Source organism: Actinomyces dentalis DSM 19115, from assembly GCF_000429225.1.
GTDB lineage: Bacteria > Actinomycetota > Actinomycetes > Actinomycetales > Actinomycetaceae > Actinomyces > Actinomyces dentalis.
In genome coordinates, this window is record NZ_AUBL01000032.1 from 23,597 (window position 1) to 43,027 (window position 19,431).

Genomic DNA, 19,431 nt, shown 5'->3' on the forward strand with positions numbered 1-19,431 from the left:
AAAGGACGGGCGGAATGGAGGTTCGGTTGGAGCGGAGGGGCGGGCGCCGGATCTCGACCGGCGCCCGCCCGGGCGGGGCCCGGACCGGGGCCGGGCCCCGCCCCGCTCACCGGGAATCGGTCGGGGGCTTGGTCAGGGGCTCGACCCGGAAGACGTGGGCGACGCGCCCCTCGAAGGGGTCCAGGCGCACGTAGTTCTGCCCGCTCCACTCGTAGGCCGCGCCGGTCAGCTCGTCGGTCACGCGCAGGACCGGGTGGGAGCCGTCGGTGCCCGGCGGCAGGCCCAGGGCCTCCAGGTTGAGGTAGACCTCGCCCTCGCGGGCGCGGTGCGGGTCGAGGTTGATCACGGTCAGGACGACGTCGTCCTCGCCCATGGGCGAGTGGGCGGCGTCGACGTGCTTGGAGTAGGCGATGAGGCTGTCGTCGCTCGTGCCGTGGAACCAGATGTCGCGCAGCTGGAGCAGCGCCGGGTGGGCGGCGCGGGCGGCGTTGAGGCGCGTGAGCAGGGTCGCGATGCCGTTGGCGCGCGCCGCGGCGAAGTTGCGCGGCTTGAACTCGTACTTCTCGTTGTCGATCTGCTCCTCGAAGCCGGGGCGCGGGGTCGACTCCGCCAGCTCGTAGCCGGAGTAGATGCCCCACGACGGCGACATGGTTGCGGCCAGGACGGCCCGGATCTTGAAGGCGGGCACCTTCCCGTTGGTCATGAAGGGCGTGAGGATGTCGTGGGTCGTGGGCCAGAAGGTGGGCCGCAGGACGTGGGCCGTGTCCTGGGAGAGCTCGACCATGTAGTCGATGAGCTCCTGCTTGGTGTTGCGCCACGCGAAGTAGGTGTAGGACTGGTGGAAGCCGATCTCGCCCAGGGTGCGCATCATGGCCGGGCGGGTGAAGGCCTCCGCGAGGAAGAGGACATCCGGGTGCTCGGCGTGGATCTGGCGCAGGAGCCGCTGCCAGAAGGTCAGCGGCTTGGTGTGGGGGTTGTCGACGCGGAAGATGGTCACGCCCCGGCCGATCCAGGTGTTCACGACGTCCAGGATCGCGGCGTAGATGCCCTCCGGGTCGTTGTCGAAGTTGAGGGGGTAGATGTCCTGGTACTTCTTGGGCGGGTTCTCCGCGTAGGCGATGGATCCGTCCGCCAGGATCGTGAACCACTCGGGGTGCTCTGTCACCCACGGGTGGTCCGGCGAGCACTGGAGGGCCAGGTCCAGGGCCACCTCCATGCCCAGCTCCCGGGCGCGCGCGACGAGGGCGATGAAGTCCTCGACGCCGCCCAGCTCGGGGTTGATGGCGTCGTGCCCGCCGTCGGCCGAGCCGATGCCGTAGGGCGAACCGGGATCCCCGGGCTGGGCTACCAGCGTATTGTTGCGGCCCTTGCGGTTGGTGGTGCCGATGGGCGAGACGGGGGTGAGGTAGAGCACGTCGAAGCCCATGGCGGCGATGCGGTCCAGGTTCTGCGCGGCGGTGCGCAGGGTGCCGGTGCGCATGGTGCCGTCCGCGTCGCGGCTCGAGCCCAGCGAGCGGGGGAAGATCTCGTACCAGGAGCCGGCCAGGGCGCGGGTGCGGTCGACCTGGAGGGGGTAGGTGGCGCTGGGCGAGACGTGGTCGCGCAGGGGCAGGCGGTCCAGGACGGCGACGACATCCTCGGACAGACCCGCCCCCAGGCGCTGGGCGGCCGGGGCCGACTCGTCGCGCAGGGCGGCGGCGGCGTCGGTCAGGACGGCGGCGTCGGCCTCCTCCCGGCCCGGCACGGCGGCGGCGCGGTCCATAATGCGGGCGCCCTCCTCCAGCATGAGGTCGACGTCCACGCCCGCGGGGACCTTGATGCCGGCGTCGTGGCTCCAGGTGCCGTAGGGGTCCGACCATCCCTCCACGCGCAGGCCCCAGTCGCCGGGCGCGTCGGCGGCCAGGCGCGCCTCGTAGCGGTCCAGGCCCGGCAGGATCTCGACCATGCGGGCGCTGGGGCCGTCGGTGCCGTCGGGGCGCACGAGGACGGCGGTGGCGCCGAAGCGGTCGTGGCCCTCGCGGAAGACGGTGGCGCGGATGGGGAAGACCTCGCGCGGAACGGCCTTGGCCGGCCAGCGCCCGTCCTCGACGACCGGGAAGACCTCGGTGACCGGGATGCGCCCGATGGAGGAGTAGGGGGCCGGGAGCGGCGGGGACGGGGGCGCCGACCCGGCGGACGGGTCGTTCGATTGGGGGGCATCGGGACTGGCGGAGGAGGTCGTGTTGAGCGTCACAGGACCAGAGTACGGGGCGATGCGCCCCGCGTCACGTCGAAGCGGGGACCGGATCGGGGTCGCGGGCGTGGCGCCGCCCGCCCGCTCTCGCCGGGACCGGCGGAAAGCGCGCACCCTGTGGGTGACTCGGCGCGGCCGGCCGGCCTCTGGTCCCGCTGCTCCTCCGCGAGCATCTCCGATCTTCCGCGAGCATCTCCGCGAGCGCGCAGGTTTCCAGTCGAACGCGCGCCTCCCGCCTGCGCGTTCGACTGGAAACCTGCGCGCTCGCGAAAATCGGGGCGCCCCGGCGGCTCGGGGCGGGGGATCGTCGAAGGGGTGGTGCGGGTGGGGTTCCTGGGGCGGCTCGGGGCGGGCGGTTGTCCAAATCTGTTGCAAAGGCGCTCCGGGCCGGGATCGGCGGTGAGAGAAAGCGCGGAATATCAACGATCCTCCTCCGGCGCTTCGGCGGGATCGGGGCCTTTGCAACAGATTTGGACAAACGGCGCCGCCGCGGACCCCCGCCGAGGGCGACCCCTACGATCTCGCGGCCCGCCCGGCCACTCCGAACGCCCCCGGCGTCGAGGCGCAGGTTCCGGTGAGAAGGGCTCAATGCGAGGAACTCGGGGGGAGCGCGCAGTCGTAGCGCCGCCGCCCCGGCCAGCGCGGGTCGACCGGAGCGGGGCTGTCGAGGAATCCCAGTCCGCGGTAGAAGCCGATCGCGTCGTCATCCGTCGAGGCGCGCACGACGGCGTCCGGATGCCGCCGCCGGATCTCGGCGATCAGGGCGCCCGCCGGCCCCCGGCGCTGGTGGGCGGGCGCGGTGGCGAGGTACTCGACGGCGGGGGCGGGGCCTGGACCTGGGGCGGGCGCCCGGTAGGCGGCCATGGCTGCGGGTCCGTCGGTCACGCGGAACGACCCCGGCCGCGGTCAGTAATCCATGTGCATGGCGGTGCGCACGGCGTCGAGCGTCCTGTCCGCCGCCTCGTTCGCCCGCTCGTTGCCGGCGTGGAGCACATCGAGCAGATGGCCCTCGTCGGCCGCCAGCTCGGCGCGGCGGGCGCGGATCGGGGCGAAGAACTCGTTGACCGCCTCCGTGGTCAGCTTCTTGAGGGCCCCGGCCCCGCCGTCGCCGATCCTCTCGGCGATCTCGACCGGCGCCCCGGCCCCGCACAGGGACGCCAGCATGATCAGATTGGCCACCTCCGGGCGGGCGACCGGGTCGTAGGTGATGCGCCGGTCGGAGTCCGTCTTGGCCTTCCTCAGGGCCCTGGCCGTCTCGTCGGCGCTCATGCGCAGCTCAATGGTGTTGCGCCGCGACTTGCTCATCTTCTCCCCGTCCAGTCCCAGCAGCACCGGCGCCTCGCTCAGCAGCGCCTCCGGACGGCGGAAGACCGGGCGGTCCGGCACGGCCCGCCCGTAGCGCCGGTCGAAGCGCTGGGCGATCAGGCGCGCCTGCTCCAGGTGCGGGAGCTGGTCCTTGCCCACGGGCACCAGATTGGCCTGGCAGAACAGGATGTCGGCGGCCTGATGGACCGGATAGGTCAGCAGCAGCCCGCTCATGGCGCGCCCGTCGGTGGCCTCCAGCTCGGCCTTGACGGTGGGGTTGCGGTGCAGCTCGGCCTCGGTGACCAGGGACAGGAAGGGCAGCATGAGCTGATTGGCCGCTGGCACCGCCGAGTGGGCGAAGATCGTCGAGCGCTCCGGGTCCACGCCCACCGCCAGGGTGTCGGCCACCAGGGACAGGACGCGCTCGCGGATGGGGCCCACGGCGTCGCGGTCGGTGATGACCTGGTAGTCGGCCACGAGGATCCACGTGTCCACGCCGCGGTCCTGGATCGACCTCCACGAGTGCATGGTGCCGAAGTAGTGGCCCAGGTGCATATTGCCGGTGGGGCGCACGCCGGTGAGCATGCGGTAGCGGCCGGGATTGACGTCCAGGTCGGCCTCGATCTGGGCGCTGCGGGCGATCGAGCGGGCCAGGGAGGCGTCGTCGGCGGCGGTGGCCAGGGCCTCCTCGGCGGTCGAGGGGGCGGGGGTCGCGGCCGGAGTCTGGGTCATGGCGCCATCCTAATGGCCGTTCCGGCCCGTCCCGGCCAGGCCGGACGACGACGCCGCCGAGCCGGGAGTCGGCTGGCCCGGCCCGTCCCGGTTCGGCCCGGACCGGCCGCTACCCTGGCCCCGCGAGCGCTCACGAGGAGAATAGAGGAGCAGCCATGACCCGCCGGCCCGACCAGATCGACTGGTCCGCCCTGTCCCATGCCTACGGCAGCGCCGAGGACATCCCCGAGGCGATCGAGGCGCTGGCGGATCCGGAGCGGGTCGAGTCCGCCGTGGACTCCTTCTACGACGCCCTGCTGCACCAGCAGTCCATCTACTCGGCGACCGGCCCCGCCGTGGTCGCCGCCGCCCGCATGATCGTCGAGGGCCGCTGCGCCGACCCCGAGGACGCGGGCGAAATGCTGCTCTACTTCGCCCAGCTCACCGACCACTGGCGGGGCCTCGCCCGGGACGACCCCGGGGCCGCGGTCCACCACCCGGAGGTCGCCCAGGCGCCCGCCTGCCAGGCGGCCCTCGACGAGGTCGCCGACATCCTGCTGCCCGTCGTCGACGGTGCGGGGGCGACGGCGCGCACCGCCGCCGCTATCCAGGCCTACCGGTCCGCCCCCGACGCCCGCGCCGTCGCGGCGCTCGCGGCGCGGATCGGCTCGGCCCCGCCGTCAACGGGGGAGGGCGGTCAGCCCCCGGGGGTGGCCGCAGGTCCGCAGGGAACTGCGGGCTCGGCGGGAACTGCGGGCTCGGCGGCGGCCACTGACCCGAAGACGACCGCCGACCCGGGGGCGGCCGCGGGACTGGAAGCGGCCTGCGCCTGGAGCCTGGCCGCGCTCGGGGCGGACGCGGGCGCCACGGGGCTCACGCCCCGGCTGGCGGGCGCCCTGGCCCGCGTGCGCACCCGCGCCTGCGACCGGGAGGACCTCGCCCTGCTCGCCGAGCACTGGCCGCGGGCCTGCGAGCTCGTCGAGGAGCTCGTCGTGGGCGAGGATCCCGCCCATTGGCTGATCGATGTCAACGCCGAGGCGGCCGCCGCCGTCCTGTGCGCGCCGCCCGCCCTGGGCGATGGCGACGACGAGGTGCTCATCGACCTCGTGCGCGCCTCTCGCGGGGCGACGCCCCGGGTCGTCGAACACATCGCCGCGCTCGCGGCCGATCCCGGTGCCGACCCGGAGCTGCTGATCGCCGTGCTGGAGGAGACGCCGATCACCCCCGAGGTCTGCGATATCGCCGCCGCCCTGGCCGACCGCCCGGCCGGCGCCCCCCGGTCCAGGGGGTGGGCGCGGCCCGACCACCGCCTGGGCGCCGCGCGGGTCCTGGCCGCGGGCCGGGACCCCCGTTGGGCGCGGGCCCTGGAGGCCTTCGTGCGCACCTCCTGCCTGGAACGGGCGACCTGGGCCAAGATCGGCGGCCACTGGGCCCTGGAGCCGATCGGGCCCCTCACCGGAGCGGGGCTGTCCCCGGGCGCCGGGCTCGTCACGGCGGTGGCCGAGCGCCTGCGGGGCCGCACCGAGCGCACCGACGTCTCCAAACTTCTCGCGCTCCTGGCCGGCTGGCCGCCCGACGAGTGCCGGGACGCGCTGGAGACGGTGCGCGGCCTGCTGCCCCGCACCGCCGCCGTCAGAGTCCTGACCGCGTGGCGCGACCTCGAGTCCCTCCCGGCCCTGCGGCGGGCGGCGGCGGACGGCGGCCTTTACGAGCGTTTCATGGTGGCGCGGATGACCCGGGATCTGCGGGACTACCACCGGGTCCTCGACGCCGGCCCCGACGAGTCCTGCCTGCCGGAGCTGATCGCCTCCTGGCCGGAGCCCGGCGACCCGCGCCTCGTCGAGCTGTGCCGACGCCTGTGCCGGATCCCCGACGACGCCCGGCCCCCCGCCCAGCGGGCCCGGGTCGCGGCCATGGCGGGGCTGGTGGCGGCCGGGGACGACGTCGGCCGTCACCTGCCGGCCCTCCTGTCCCTCATCGCCGCGGATCCCCGCGTGTTCGACGCCCAGGCGCTGCTGCGGCGCTGGCGGCGCGAGGGCCGGCTCGGGGCCGACGACGTCGGCCGGGCGGCGTCCCTCCTGGCGGGCATCGCCGCCGACGGGGGCGGGGTCCCCCGGCACAGCGCCGACGGCGTGCGCGCCACGGCCGCCCTGACCGCCTGGCGGGTCGCCGGCAGCCTGCCGGAGCCGCCCGCGCTCCTCGCCCGCATCCTTGCCGAGACCCTGTCCGGGCACTCCAAGCAGGGGACGGCCCTCGACCTCGCCGAGTCCCTGGCGGACGCCCCGGCCGGGGCCCGGGCCGCCGTCGTCGCCGAGCTCTCCCGTCAGGCCCAGCGGGATCAGCGCCTGAGCACGATGGACGCCGCCGGGGACGAGGAGCTCCTGGCGCGCATGCGCCGGGCCGTCGCCCTCCTGGGGGACGGGACGGCCGTGAGCGGGCGCGAACCGTGAGCGGGCGCGAACCGTGAGCGGGCGCGAACTCACCGCCCTGGGCACCGGCAGCCTCGTGCCCACGCCGGAGCGCAACCACTCCGGCCACTTCCTGCGCTGGGGCGCCACCGGCGTCCTGTTCGACCCCGGCGAGGGCACCCAGCGGCAGATGACTCTCGCCGGCGTCCCGGCGCGCCGCATCCGCATCATCTGCCTGACCCACCTGCACGGCGACCACTGCCTGGGCCTGCCCGGGGTCCTCCAGCGCCTGTGCCTGGACCGGGCGCCGCACCCGATCACCCTCCTCTATCCGGCGTCGGGACAGGAGTACGTCGACCGCCTGCGCGCCGCCAGCATCCACCACGACGAACTCGACCTGCGCCCGGTGCCCGTCGAGGTCGGCCCCGAGCCGGTCGAGGTGGCGCGCACGCCCGATCTGGTGCTGACCGCCGCCGCCCTCGACCACCGGGTCGACGCCGTCGGCTACCGCGTCCAGGACCCGCCCGCCCGCGTCTTCGACGCCGCCGGCCTGGCCGAGCTGGCGGCGCGCGGCATCGCCGGGCCCCTGGTGGGGCGGCTGCGCCGCGAGGGGAATGTCGACGTCGGCGGCGTCACCACCCGCCTGGAGGAGGTCACCCGCGAGCGCGCCGCCGCCTCCTTCGCCTTCGTCCAGGACACCCGGCCCTGCGAGGGCGCCCGCAGGCTGGCCGAGGGCGCGGACCTGCTGGTCATGGAGGCGACCTACCTGTCCGACCTGGCCGACAAGGCCCGCGAGTACGGGCACTGCACGGCCCTGGACGCCGGGCGGCTCGCCGCGGCGGCGGGGGCGGCCAGGCTCGCCCTGACCCACTTCTCCTCCCGCTACGCCTCGGCGGCGGGGCACGTGGCCGAGGCGGGCGGCGCGCACGGCGACGTCGTCGCGCTGGCGGACTTCGACCGGGTGGCGGTGCGCTGAGGCGGGCCGGGGCGTCGCGGCCCGGCAGCGCGCCGCCCCGAAGAGTCGGACGCCGGTCCCGGGGGAGTCGAATTAGTGATGTCACCTGGGCTCGCATTGTGCGAGGTGGGATCGCGAGAATCGAGCGCGGGCTGATTCCGTCGCGCTGGGCTCGCACGGCGCGAGCCGGAGTGGATTTCGTCGCGCTGGGCTCGCATTGCGCAAGCCGGGCCCGGCCCGCAGGGCGCGTTTCTCAGTGCGGAGGCAATTCCTGTGGGGTCCTCGGCGTCGAGGAGCCCGTCCTCGCCCCGGTCGGGTCCGCGAGATCTCCGGGTAACCCGCGAGAACGTACCTCGACCCGCGAGCACGTCACTTAACCCGCGAGAACGTCTGCCAGAGGTACGATCTCGCGGGTTAAGTGACGATCTCGGCGGTTACCCGGCGATCTCGCGGGTTAAGTGACGTGCTCGCGGACCGGATTGGAGTCCCCGGCGTGGGCGGGGACCGGTTTCCCGCCCCCGCCCGCGAGGCCGACGTGAACGAGCGCACCGATACCGGGACTATGGACCCGCGCGGGCGCGGCGACGAGATTCCGGCTCTGACAACGTGCGTCCGATTTACGCCATCACGACCGAACCCCCGCCACGACCAGAACCCCGCCGACTTTCAGGCTGGCATGGGCCGATCCCGAGACTGCCGAGACCGGCGCTCGCCGGGCCCGGCTTGCGCAATGCGAGCCCAGCGCGACGAAATCCACCCCGGCTCGCGCCGTGCGAGCCCAGCGCGACGGAATCAGCCCGCGCTCGATCCGCGCGATCCCACCTCGCACAATGCGAGCCCAGGTGACATCACTAATTCGACTCCCCCGGGACCGGCACCCGGCTCCCCCAGGGACGGAACGAGATCCGCGCACCGGCGGTCAACGGATTCAGGCCCCGCGCGGGGAGCGGCCGGGGGCCGCCGGCGCCCGGTGCCGCTGCGCCAGCTGAACGGCCAGCACGTGCTTGCACGGGCCCCGTCCGCCGTCGTACCGCAGCCACCAGGGGCACGAGCAGCCGGGCGGGTCGGTGCGCACGATGTACTCGCCGTGGTCGCCCGTCACCCAGAAGGCGCCCGGCGCCCCCTCGAAGGGGCGGACGGCCCCGCTGCGGACGAGCTTGCGGGCGCCCCTCAGGCGGGGGTTGTCCCTCAGCGCCCGTTCGGAGTCGTCGGGCAGCTCCCGGTGGAAGTAGGCGCCCTCGAACAGGTCGTAGCCCACGCGCCCGTCCACGGCCAGGGCGGCCAGCGCCCGGCCGACCCGCCGGACGCTCAGCCCCGTCCGGCGCGCCAGGTCCTCCCCGTCTATGCGCGGCTCGAAGGCCAGGTGCGCGCCGACGAGCGCGGCGTCGTCCGCCGTGGTGCCCGCGGCGAGCTCGGTCAGCAGCGCGCCCTCCCCGGAGAAGCCCCGGTGGCGCTCGGCGGTGAGGGTGTAGGTCAGCCGACCGAAGGGCACGCCGACCTCCCACACCGATGCCGCCCTCTGCGCCCCGGGCGCGCCGTAGACGCGCAGCCCCGTGACCTGGGGGATCAGGCGGCGCGCGGATCGCAGCCGGTTCAGGCCCTCGGCGCGGACCGTTCCCGGCCCGGGGCGCAGCGCGGGGCGCACGCCGGTGCGGCTCACCGTCCACGCCCCCGCGCGCCCCGGTCCGTCCGTCAGGGAGGCGAGGAACCGGCGCGCGGGCGCGGCCGGGGCCTCGCCGATGAGCTCCAGGCCGGCGCTGAGCTCCTGGGAGGAGCCCAGGGCCTTGATCCAGCGCTCGGGCAGGTCCACCTTGCGCTCCACGTGGGTGGCCTGCGGGGTCGACACGCGCAGCTTGTCGGCGCCTATGCTCAGGTGCATCAGCTCCGAGGAGCGGATCCGGGCCAGGGCCTCGCGCAGCGGCCGGTTGAGGTCGACGTTCGTCGTGCCGTGGCGGATGTCCCCGCCGTCGAAGGCCTGCGACAGCAGGTCGAGGCGCACCGCGACGGTGTTGCAGGCGGAGAAGGCCTCCATGCGTATGCGGTCTCCGTTGGCCGTGCAGATGGGGTCGTACGACGCCGCCGGCCTGGGCCGGATGTACCGGGTCTGGGCGACGTCGGCCAGCACCAGCAGGCCGCGCGCCAGCACCAGCGGCTGGGCGGCGAACCCCGAGAAGAACCCGGGGGCCTCGGCCGGTCCCTGCGGCGTGAGTGCGGGGGCGAGCTCCAGGGCCAGCCCCGCCTCGTCGAGCAGCGAGGGGGCGGTGAATGATCTCATGCGCCGAGGCTATTGCGGGGGTCTGACGCATTCGCCCGGCGGCCGCTCGGAGCGGTTCCACCGGGGGCCGGGAGCGGCGGGCCGACGGCGCCGGCTGCCCGCCCGCGCCCCGTCGGGGAGGGCCGGGGGAGGGGACGGGGCCGGTGCGGCGGGCGCTACCGGTCCTGCGCGAGGGCGGGGACCGGGGCCGGGTCGGGCTCGGCGACGGGCTCCAGGCGCTCGCCGGACAGGTAGATGCGCATGGTCAGGGACTCCAGGGTCGTGGTGTCCCCGGGGCGGTCCTGGCGGCAGTCGGTGGCGCCCGTGCGCGCGGCCCGCGCCCCCTCGGGGTTGATCGCCCGCCAGTGCGCCGCCGGGCCCCGCTTCACCCGCCGCGCCAGGGCGAAGGCCGAGCTGTGCGGCCGCGGCACCGGCCAGGTCGAGTCCCAGGTCAGGTGCCAGTCCTTGCCGTGGGCGTCGGGCAGGACCACGTCGACCTGGTCGAGGGAGCCGTTGATGACGACGAGCAGGTCGTCGTCGCCCAGCGCCCGGCCCGAGCGCAGCATCTGGATCACCCGCGTGGCCGGATCGTGCCACGTCCAGCCCTGCATAGGCTCGCCGTCGGCCCGGTACCAGGCCAGGTCGGCGATCTCGTCCCCGTCCGCGGGCCGGCCGGAGGCGAAGGCGGCCGGGCGCATGACCGGGTGCTCGTCGCGCAGGCGCAGCAGGAAGCGCGTGGTGGCGATGAGGTCGTTCTGCCAGGGCGCCAGGTCCCAGTCGTACCAGGAGATCGGGGAGTCCTGGCAGTAGGAGTTGTTGTTGCCGCCCTGGGAGCGGCCCATCTCGTCGCCGCCCAGCAGCATGGGTGTGCCGGCCGAGACCAGGAGGGTGCCCAGCACGTTGCGCGAGCTGCGCCGCCGCAGCACCTCGAGGGGGCCGGCGTCGATCCCCTCGGGGACGTCCCCGTCGGTCCCGTGGTTCCACGAGCGGTTGTCGTCGGTGCCGTCGCGGTTGTCCTCGCCGTTGGCCAGGTTGTTCTTGTGGTCGTAGCTGACCAGGTCGCGCAGTGTGAAGCCGTCGTGGGCGGTGACGAAGTTGACGCTCGCCAGGGGCCCGCGCCCGCCCGGGTACTCCCCGTGGCTGAACATGTCGGCGCTGCCGGCCAGGCGCGTGGCCAGGTCGCGCACGCCCGAGCCGGGCCGGCCCCGGGTCATCTCGGACACGTCCGCCAGCCAGAAGGAGCGCACCGTGCCGCGGTAGCGGTCGTTCCAGTCGTGGAAGGGGGCGGGGAACTCCCCGGTCCGCCAGCCGCCCGGGCCCACGTCCCAGGGCTCGGCGATGAGCTTGACGCCCGAGAGCAGCGGGTCGGTGGCCATGCCCACCAGCAGGGGGTGGTGGGGGTGGAACTCGGTGGCGTTGCGCCCCAGCGTGACCGCCAGGTCGAAGCGGAAGCCGTCCACGCCCACGTCGCCCGCCCAGTAGCGCAGGGAGTCCAGGGTGAGCTGGACGGCGCGCGTGGAGCGGAAGTCGACCGTGTTGCCGGTGCCGGTGACGTCGATGTACTGGGCGGGGCGGTGGGGGGCGTGCAGGTAGTACTCCAGGTCGTCCAGGCCGCGCAGGGACAGGCTCGGCCCGCTCATCCCCGACTCGCAGGTGTGGTTGTAGACCACGTCCATGATGATCTCCAGGCCGGCCTCGTGCAGGATCGAGACCATGCCGCGGACCTCGTCGAGGACGGCCTGGGGCCCGGCCCTGCGGGCGGCGCGCGTGGCGTAGGACGGCTCCGGGGCGAAGTAGGACAGGGTCGAGTAGCCCCAGTAGTTCGTCCGGCCCCTGGTCAGCAGGAAGACCTCGGAGAAGGAGGCGTGGATGGGCAGCACCTCGATCGTGGTCACGCCCAGGTTCTTGAGGTAGTTCACGGTGACCGGGTGGGCCAGGCCCGCGTAGGTGCCGCGCAGCTCCGGGGGCACGCCCGACATGTTGAGGGTCAGCCCCTTGACGTGGGTCTCGTAGATGACGGTGCGCGCCTCGGGCACCTTCGGCCCGGGGACCACCGGGAAGGAGGGGCCCGTGACCACGCCGACGGCCACGTGCCCGGCCGAGTCCAGGGCCGAGGGCGTGAAGGGCACGTACAGGGGGTTGTAGTCGGCGTCGACCTCGTGGGCGAAGATCTCCGGCCCCAGGACGGGGGCGCCCTCCAGGGCGCGGGCGTAGGGGTCGAGGGTGAGCTTGCGGGGGTTGGCCAGCAGCCCCTCGGAGGGGTTCCACTCGCCGTGGACGCGGTAGGCGTAGCGCTGGCCGGGCCCCACGCCGCTCACGTGCGCGCCCCAGGCGCCGCGCTGGGGCCCGTGCATGCCCACGCGCCGCTCGGAGACCACGGCGCCGGCGCCGTCGGTCTGGAGCAGGCACAGGTCGACGGCGGAGGCGTGCGGGGCGACGACGACGAAGCTCGTGCCGTCCCCCACGGGGGTCGCCCCCAGGCGCGTACGGTCGCGGGCGTCCTCGGGGCTGAGGACCGCGGGTTGCAGCTCGAGCGTGCACGGCATGAGGGCCATTGTCCCGGCTGGGCCCGGCCGGTACCAACTCCAACGGTGCGAGTGAGACATACGCCGCCGGTGCGGTGAGATCTGCGGCACATGAGCCGGGGCGGCGTGCGCTCCGTCTCAAGCCGATTCCGACCGGCGGCGGCGATGGCGCGATATGGCAATCTTGGGCGCATGAAAATCGTGGTCTGCATCAAGCACGTCCCCGACGTGCAGTCGGAGCGCCGTCTCGAGGGCGGCCGGCTCGTGCGCGGGGAGGACGACGTCCTCAACGAGCTCGACGAGAACGCCGTCGAGGCCGCCGTCGCCCTCGTCGAGGACCTCGGCGGCGAGGTCGTCGCCCTGACCATGGGGCCCGAGGACGCCGAGGACGGCCTGCGCCGCGCCCTCCAGATGGGCGCCGACTCCGGCGTGCTCATCACCGACGAGTCCCTGGCCGGGGCCGACGTCGTCGCCACCGCCCGCACCCTGGCCGCCGCCATCGGGCGCATCGGCGGGGCCGGGGCCGGCGGGACCGGGGACGTGGACCTGGTCATCACCGGCATGGCCTCGCTGGACGCCATGACCTCCATGCTGCCGGGGGCGCTGGCGGCCGCCCTGGGCGTGCCCGCCCTCACCCTGGCCTCCTCCCTGGAGGTCTCCGACGCCGGGGACGTCCTGATCACCCGCGCCGTGGGGACCCTGCGCGAGTCGCTGGCCGCCCCCACCCCGGCCCTGGTATCCGTCACCGACCAGGCCAACGAGCCGCGCTACCCCAATTTCGCCGCCATGCGGGCCGCCAGGAAGAAGCCCGTCGACACCTGGGACCTGGCCGACCTCGGCCTGGAGCCGGGCGCCGGGCCCGCCATCGCCGTCGTCGACTCCAAGGCCCGGCCCGCCCGTCAGGCCGGCATCATCCGCACCGACGCCGGGGCGGCCGGGCGCGAGCTGGCCGCCTGGCTCGTCGAGAACAAGCTCGTCTGAGCGCGGCGAGAAGGAGAGAAAGAGCATGTCCCAGACCCTCACCGCCCCCGTCCTCGTCCTGGTCGACCCGGACGCCCCGACCGGCGCCGCCCCCGCCCCCGCCGGGGCGTGCCTGGACCTGCTGGGCGGCGCCCGGCGCCTGACCGGCGGCGAGGTCGTCGCCCTCGTGCTCGGCGACGCCGGCGCCCCCGACGCCCTCGCCGCCGCTGGCGCCGACCGCGTTCTGACGGCCGATCTCGACGGCCTGGAGTCCCTGGCCGGCGCCGCCGCCGACGCCCTCGTCGCCGCGGCCCGCCGGGTGCGCCCGGGCGTCGTCCTCGTCGTCTCCGACTACCGCGGCAAGGAGATCGCCGGCCGGGCCGCGATCCTGCTCGGCTCGGCCTGCGTGTCCGACGTCGCCGCCCTGGAGGTCGTCGACGGCGAGCTGCGGGCCTCCAAGCTGGTGCTCTCGGGCTCCTGGTCGACCACCATGTCGGTGGCCCCGGCCCCCGAGGGGACCCCGGTGCTCGCCGTGCGGCCCGGCGCCTTCGGGGCCGAGGCGGACGGCCGGGCGCCGGGGTCCGGGCGGGCCGCCCGGGTCGAGGCGCTCGAGGTGGACGCGGCCCCCGCCTCGCGGGCGGTGCGCGTGGTCTCCCGCGAGCGCGTCGGGGCGGCCGCCGGCCCGCCCCTCACCGAGGCCCGCACCGTCGTGGTCGGCGGGCGCGGGGTCGACGGCGACTTCGACCTGGTCCGCTCCCTGGCCGACCCGCTGGGCGCGGCCGTGGGGGCGACCCGCGTGGCCTGCGACGAGGGCTGGATCGAGCGCAGCGCCCAGATCGGCCAGACCGGCGAGACGATCTCGCCTCGCCTGTACATCGGGCTGGGCGTGTCCGGGGCGATCCACCACACCAGCGGCATCCAGGGGGCCGGGACCATCGTGGCGGTGTGCGACGACTCCGAGGCGCCCATCTTCGAGATGGCGGACTTCGGGGTGGTCGGGGACGTGGCCGACGTCGTGCCCCAGCTGGTGGACGAGCTGGCGCGCCTGCGCGGCTGAGCCGGCGGGGGCGGGCCGGGGCCGTAAGCGTCGTACCCGGGCGCTACCCTGACCGCATGGACCTGCTCCCGCTCGCCGCCGCCCCCGACCGGTCTGACGCCGTCGGGCCCGGCGCCGCCCCCGCCCAGCTGCGCCCGCCCGCCGAGGAGCGCTGGGCCGCCGAGCTGGAGGCCCTGGCGGCCGCCGACGCCGCCTCCGGCGCCGAGGTCCCCGCAGGCTGGAGGCTGTCGCCCCGCTCCGTGCGCGCCTTCATCGTGGGTGACCAGGCCCTGGGCGTGACCCGCAAGTTCTACGGCGACGACCCCCTGGTCGACCGCGCCGTCGTCACGCTCCTGGGCCGTCAGGGGCTCATGCTCGTGGGCGAGCCGGGCACCGCCAAGTCCATGCTCTCCGAGCTGCTGAGCGCGGCGGTCAGCGGGGCCTCGACCCTGACGATCCAGGGGTCGGCGGGCACCACCGAGGACCACATCCGCTACTCGTGGAACTACGCCCTGCTCATCGCCGAGGGGCCCACCCGCCGGGCCCTGGTGCCCTCGCCGGTCTACCAGGCCATGGAGTCCGGGCGCCTGGTCCGCTTCGAGGAGATCACCCGCTGCCCGCCCGAGATCCAGGACACCCTCGTGTCGGTCCTGAGCGAGAAGCAGCTCATGGTCCCCGAGCTGGGCGACGGCTTCCGCGTGTCCGCCGCCCCCGGCTTCAACGTCATCGCCACCGCCAACCTGCGCGACCGGGGCGTGCACGAGATGAGCGCCGCCCTCAAGCGCCGCTTCAACTTCGAGACGGTGCGCCCCGTCTCCGACCGCGCCTTCGAGACCGAGCTCATCTCCCGCGCCCTGGAGGCCGAACTCGGGCCCGAGCGCGCCCCCATGAGCCCGCAGGTCCTCGACGTGCTGGTGACCGCCTTCGCGGACCTGCGCACCGGCGCCACCGCCTCGGGCGCCCCGGTCAAGCGCCCCGAGGCGGTCATGTCCACCGCCGAGGCCGTCAACGTCGGGGTGGCCGCCTCCATGAGCGCCCGCTACTTCGGCGACGGCACCGTCAGGGCCGCCGACGTCGCCCGCCAGCTGGTCGGCGTGGCCCTCAAGGGCGGGGACGAGGACGCCAGGCGGATGCGCTTCTACGTCGACTCGGTGGTGCGCGAGCGCGCCCGCTCCTCGGCCGAGTGGAAGGAGTTCCTCTCCGCCTCCCAGGACCTGTGGGGATGAGGACGGCGGGGCCGCGGGCCGGGCGCGGCGCGGCGGGCCCGTCGTCGGCGCCGGGCTCGCCCGTCCCGCCCGGACTCGCCCGCGCCCTGGAGGCCCAGCGGGCCTGGGGCCGGCGGGGCGTGCACCTGGTCCCCATCCGCCACCACTCCCCGGCCTGCGCCCTGGCCCTGTCCGCCCTGCTGGAGGAGGTCCGCCCCGCCGTCGTCCTCATCGAGGGGCCCGCCGAGTACACCGCGCTGCTGGGGGCCCTCCAGGACGCGGCGACCGTCCCGCCGGTCGCCGTGCTCTCCCTGGGCGAGGGCGCCGCCTCCTACTACCCGCTGGCCGAGTTCTCGCCCGAGTGGGTGGCCCTGCGGTGGGCGGGGGCCAACGGCGCCGAGGCGGCCTTCATCGACCGCGGCGCCCGCCCCGGGGACGACGACGGCGCCGGGGCGGGGGCGGGCGGGCGCACCCTCCAGGCCGAGTACCATCTGGCCCGCTCCGCCGCCCTGGACGCCCTCGCGTCCCGGCTGGGCTGCCGCGACCACGACGAGGTCTGGGAGCAGCTCTTCGAGGACCGGGCCACCGCCGACATCCGCGACTGGCGCGGCTTCTTCGCCGACACCCTGGCCTGGTCGGGCCTGGCCCGCCTGGACGCCGAGCCCGAGGTCCTGGACGCCGACGGCACCCGCGCCCGCGAGGCGGTCATGGCCGCCGCCGTGCTCGAGCGCCTGCCCGACGCGAAGACGGACGGGACGGGCGACGCCCCGGACGGGCAGAGCGGCAACGCGCCGGACGCGCCGATCGTCGTGGTCACCGGCGCCTTCCACACCCCGGCCCTCCTCGACGTCCTCGACTCCGCCCCCGGGGCGGCCCGGCCGCCCGAGCCCGACCCGCGCCCCGGCGCCGGGGGCTGGCTCATCCGCTACGACTTCGCCCGACTGGACTCCCTGCGCGGCTACGGGGCCGGCATGCCCTCCCCGGGCCTGTGGCGGCGCGCCTGGCGGGCCCGCACCCGACCGGGGACGGACGGGCGCGACTTCGCCACCGGGGTGGTGCTCGACGTCGCCGCCGCCCTGCGCGGGCTCGGCGAGCCGCTCGGCACCGCCCAGGTCGAGGCCGCCGTGGAGCAGGCCCTGGGACTGGCCGAGCTGCGCGGGCGCGCCTGGCCCGGGCGCACCGACCTGCTCGACGCCCTGCGCTCGTGCCTGGTCAAGGACGACGCGGGGCTGTCGGGCAACCTGGGCGCGGCGGTCGCCTCCGTCTTCGCCCACTCCAGCCCGGGGGAGGTGCCCGCCAGCACCTGCGCCCCGCCGCTGGTCGCCGAGGTCCGCGAGCGCCTGGCGGCCATGCGCTTCATGCTCGACGACGCGCTCGAGCACCGCACCGCCCTGGACACGGCCCGCAAACCCCGCCACCGCGAGCGCCGCGAACTCCTGGCCGCCATGCGCTTCGTCGGCTCGGGGTTCGCCTGGCAGACCGGGGGCGCCGACCTCGTGGCGGGCACGGGTGCGGGGCAGTTCGTCGAGGAGTGGGCCTACGCCTGGACCCCGGCGGTGGAGGCCGAGCTCGTGCGCGCCGCCGAGCGGGCCCCCACCCTCGACATCCTGATCCGGGTCCGCCTGGCCGAGCGGCTGGAGGCCGAGCCGGGCGCCGAAGCGCTGGCCGCCCTGCTCACCGAGTTGATCGTCATGGGCGAGCACGAGCTGGCCGGGCCCGTGTGCGACGCCCTGGAGACGGCCCTGGCCGACCTGAGCGGGCTGGGGGCCCTCGCGGAGGTCCTGCACCGCCTGATGGACCTGGTGGAGGGCGCCGGCCGGCTGAGCCTGGGGGGCGCGGCGAAGCGCCTGCGCGCCATGGTGCGCCGGGGCGTGGCCGGCCTGGCCGAGCTCGTGGCCGAGGCCGCCGGGCTGGAGGACGACGAGGCCGCCGACGCCGTCGACGCGCTCATCAGCGTGCGCGACCTGCTGGTGCGCCTGGACGGCGGCGCGGCAGCCCCGAACGGCGGAGCGGATCCGGACGGTGCGGATAACGGGGCGGATCCGGACGCCGGGCGCCGGGCGGTCGCGCGGGAGGTCGACGTCCTGCGGCGCAGGCGCGACGCCGCCCCGATCCTCGTGGGCTGCGCCACCGGCATCGCCGCCTCCATCGGGTCCCTGAGCCGGGCCGGGGTCACCGCGGCCGTCGTCGCCCACCTGAGCGCCGGCGCGGACCCGGGGCGCCTGGCCGACTTCCTCGTCGGCCTCGTGCGCGCCTGCCCCGACCTCGTCCTGCACGCCCCCGACACCCTCGAGGCGGTCACCCGCGTCCTGACCGGGCTGGACGAGCCGGGGTTCCTGGCGATCCTGCCGGACCTGCGCCGCGCCTTCACCGCGCTGCGCCCCACCGAGACCCACCGCCTGGCCGAGCAGGTGGCCGCCCTGACCGGCGCCCGCGCCTCCCAGATCGACGTCGTGTGGCGCATCGACCCGCAGTGGGCCGAGGCCGGTCGGCGCCTGGAGGCCGATCTCGTCGCCGGCCTGGTGCGCGACGGGCTGGGGCAGTGGACCGGGTCCGCCGGGGGCGGTCCCGCTGATCATCCCGGTGCGCGGCGGGCCGGGGCAGCGGGCGGCCGCATGAGCGCGACGACGCCGCCGCAGCCGGACCGCCGGGCGCCGTCGGACCGCGAGGGCGACCCGCCGCCCCTGGACGCCGAGAAGGCCGTGCGCCGCTGGCGCATGGTGCTGGGGCGCTACGCCGAGTCCGCCCTGCCCCGCCGGGACGACGACGCCGGGCTGGACGAGACCCTGGGCTACCTCTACGACCGCGAGTACACCGGCCGGGGCCTGCGCCACGGGCGCGGCGTCGGCTCGGGCGGTGCGGGCCCGGGCGGCGTCGGCTCGGGCGGCGGGCTGGGGGCCTCCGCCCTGCGGGCCGTGGACTGGCTCGACGGCGCCCGCCGGCTGTTCCCGGCCTCCACCCTTCAACGCCTGGAGTCCGACGCCCTGACCCGCTACGGGCTCACCGAGCTGCTGGCCGACCCCTCCGCGGTGGACTCCATCGAGACCAGCCCCGAGCTGGGCGCGGCGCTGCTGCGCATCAAGGGCACGATCTGCCCGCAACTGGCCGACGGCCTGCGCGCCCTCATCGCCCGGATCGTCGCCGACGCCGTCGAGCGCCTGCGCCGGCCCCTGACCACCGCCCTGACCGGCTCCCGCCGGCGCGACCGGCGCAGCCCGCGCGCCTCGGCGCGCGATTTCGACTGGCGGCGCACCATCGCCGCCAACCTGGGCAACGCGGACCCCGTCACCGGGCGCCTGCTCGTCCAGGACGTGCGCTTCATGTCGCGCCGGCGGCGCCAGAACCTGCAGTGGGACGTCATCATCCTGGTCGACCAGTCCGCCTCCATGGCCTCGTCCCTGCTGCACAGCGCCGTCATGGCCTCCATCCTGGCGGCCCTGCCCGGCCTGAGCGTGCGCCTGATCCTGTTCGACACCTCCGTCGTCGACGTCAGCCACCTGGCGGGCGACCCGGTGGAGGTGCTCATGACCTGCCAGCTGGGCGGCGGCACGGATATCGCCCGGGCCGTCGCCTACGCCTCGGGCCTGGTCCGCCGGCCCACCCGCACCGTCGTGGCCCTCGTGTCCGACTTCGAGGAGGGCGGCTCGGTGTCCTCCCTCGTGGGCGAGGTGGCGGCGCTGGCGGGCTCCGGGGTGAGGCTGCTGGGGCTGGCCGCCCTCAACGGCGACGGCGAGCCCTGGTACGACCGGGTCGTGGCCGAGCGCCTGGCCGGGGCGGGCATGCGGGTGGCGGCCATGACCCCGGACCGCTTCGCCGTCTGGCTGGCGGAGGTGACCTGA

Annotated in this window: 11 protein-coding genes; 6 read left to right on the plus strand and 5 right to left on the minus strand. The window is 75.5% G+C overall.

What is annotated here, in order from left to right:
* Positions 1 to 106 precede the first annotated feature (106 nt).
* The 3 genes from G446_RS0108365 to trpS all read right to left on the minus strand — a co-directional run bounded on the left by G446_RS0108365 (position 107) and on the right by trpS (position 4,270).
* Complete coding sequence (locus G446_RS0108365; protein ID WP_026409818.1) at positions 107 to 2,233, minus strand: alpha-1,4-glucan--maltose-1-phosphate maltosyltransferase; 2,127 nt, start codon at positions 2,231 to 2,233, stop codon at positions 107 to 109.
* A gap of 585 nt (positions 2,234 to 2,818) precedes the next feature.
* On the minus strand, positions 2,819 to 3,118 hold the full coding sequence (locus G446_RS20980; protein WP_245574644.1) for a GNAT family N-acetyltransferase: 300 nt from the start codon (positions 3,116 to 3,118) through the stop codon (positions 2,819 to 2,821).
* Positions 3,119 to 3,139: 21 nt separating this feature from the next.
* On the minus strand, positions 3,140 to 4,270 hold the full coding sequence (gene trpS, locus G446_RS0108375; protein ID WP_026409819.1) for a tryptophan--tRNA ligase: 1,131 nt from the start codon (positions 4,268 to 4,270) through the stop codon (positions 3,140 to 3,142).
* A 155-nt stretch (positions 4,271 to 4,425) separates the two neighbouring features.
* Here trpS and G446_RS0108380 point away from each other — a divergent pair, with 155 nt between their 5' ends.
* Positions 4,426 to 6,699: a hypothetical protein gene (locus G446_RS0108380; protein WP_026409820.1), complete on the plus strand. Its 2,274-nt coding sequence runs from the start codon at positions 4,426 to 4,428 to the stop codon at positions 6,697 to 6,699.
* Between the two features lie 13 nt (positions 6,700 to 6,712).
* Positions 6,713 to 7,633 (plus strand): MBL fold metallo-hydrolase, encoded by a 921-nt coding sequence (locus G446_RS0108385; protein WP_026409821.1) that lies wholly within the window; start codon positions 6,713 to 6,715, stop codon positions 7,631 to 7,633.
* 907 nt (positions 7,634 to 8,540) lie between these two features.
* On the opposite strand, the gene G446_RS0108390 is transcribed toward G446_RS0108385, so the two are convergent.
* Together G446_RS0108390 and glgX are read right to left on the minus strand one after the other, a co-directional pair.
* Positions 8,541 to 9,887, minus strand: coding sequence for an SWIM zinc finger family protein (locus tag G446_RS0108390; protein WP_051285794.1), 1,347 nt, complete (start codon positions 9,885 to 9,887; stop codon positions 8,541 to 8,543).
* A 155-nt stretch (positions 9,888 to 10,042) separates the two neighbouring features.
* On the minus strand, positions 10,043 to 12,412 hold the full coding sequence (gene glgX, locus G446_RS16840; protein WP_051285802.1) for a glycogen debranching protein GlgX: 2,370 nt from the start codon (positions 12,410 to 12,412) through the stop codon (positions 10,043 to 10,045).
* Positions 12,413 to 12,583: 171 nt separating this feature from the next.
* On the opposite strand from glgX, the gene G446_RS0108400 reads away from it, so the two are divergent.
* Genes G446_RS0108400 through G446_RS19945 form a run of 4 tightly spaced genes read left to right on the plus strand, consistent with a single transcriptional unit; the run spans position 12,584 to position 19,431 of the window.
* Entirely contained in the window at positions 12,584 to 13,372 is a 789-nt protein-coding gene (locus G446_RS0108400) for an electron transfer flavoprotein subunit beta/FixA family protein (protein ID WP_026409823.1), read from the plus strand.
* A gap of 25 nt (positions 13,373 to 13,397) precedes the next feature.
* Positions 13,398 to 14,408, plus strand: coding sequence for an electron transfer flavoprotein subunit alpha/FixB family protein (locus G446_RS0108405; protein ID WP_026409824.1), 1,011 nt, complete (start codon positions 13,398 to 13,400; stop codon positions 14,406 to 14,408).
* 56 nt (positions 14,409 to 14,464) lie between these two features.
* Complete coding sequence (locus G446_RS0108410) at positions 14,465 to 15,613, plus strand: ATP-binding protein (protein WP_084779098.1); 1,149 nt, start codon at positions 14,465 to 14,467, stop codon at positions 15,611 to 15,613.
* Positions 15,610 to 19,431: a DUF5682 family protein gene (locus G446_RS19945; protein WP_245574645.1), complete on the plus strand. Its 3,822-nt coding sequence runs from the start codon at positions 15,610 to 15,612 to the stop codon at positions 19,429 to 19,431. The genes G446_RS0108410 and G446_RS19945 overlap by 4 nt, the downstream gene beginning before the upstream one ends.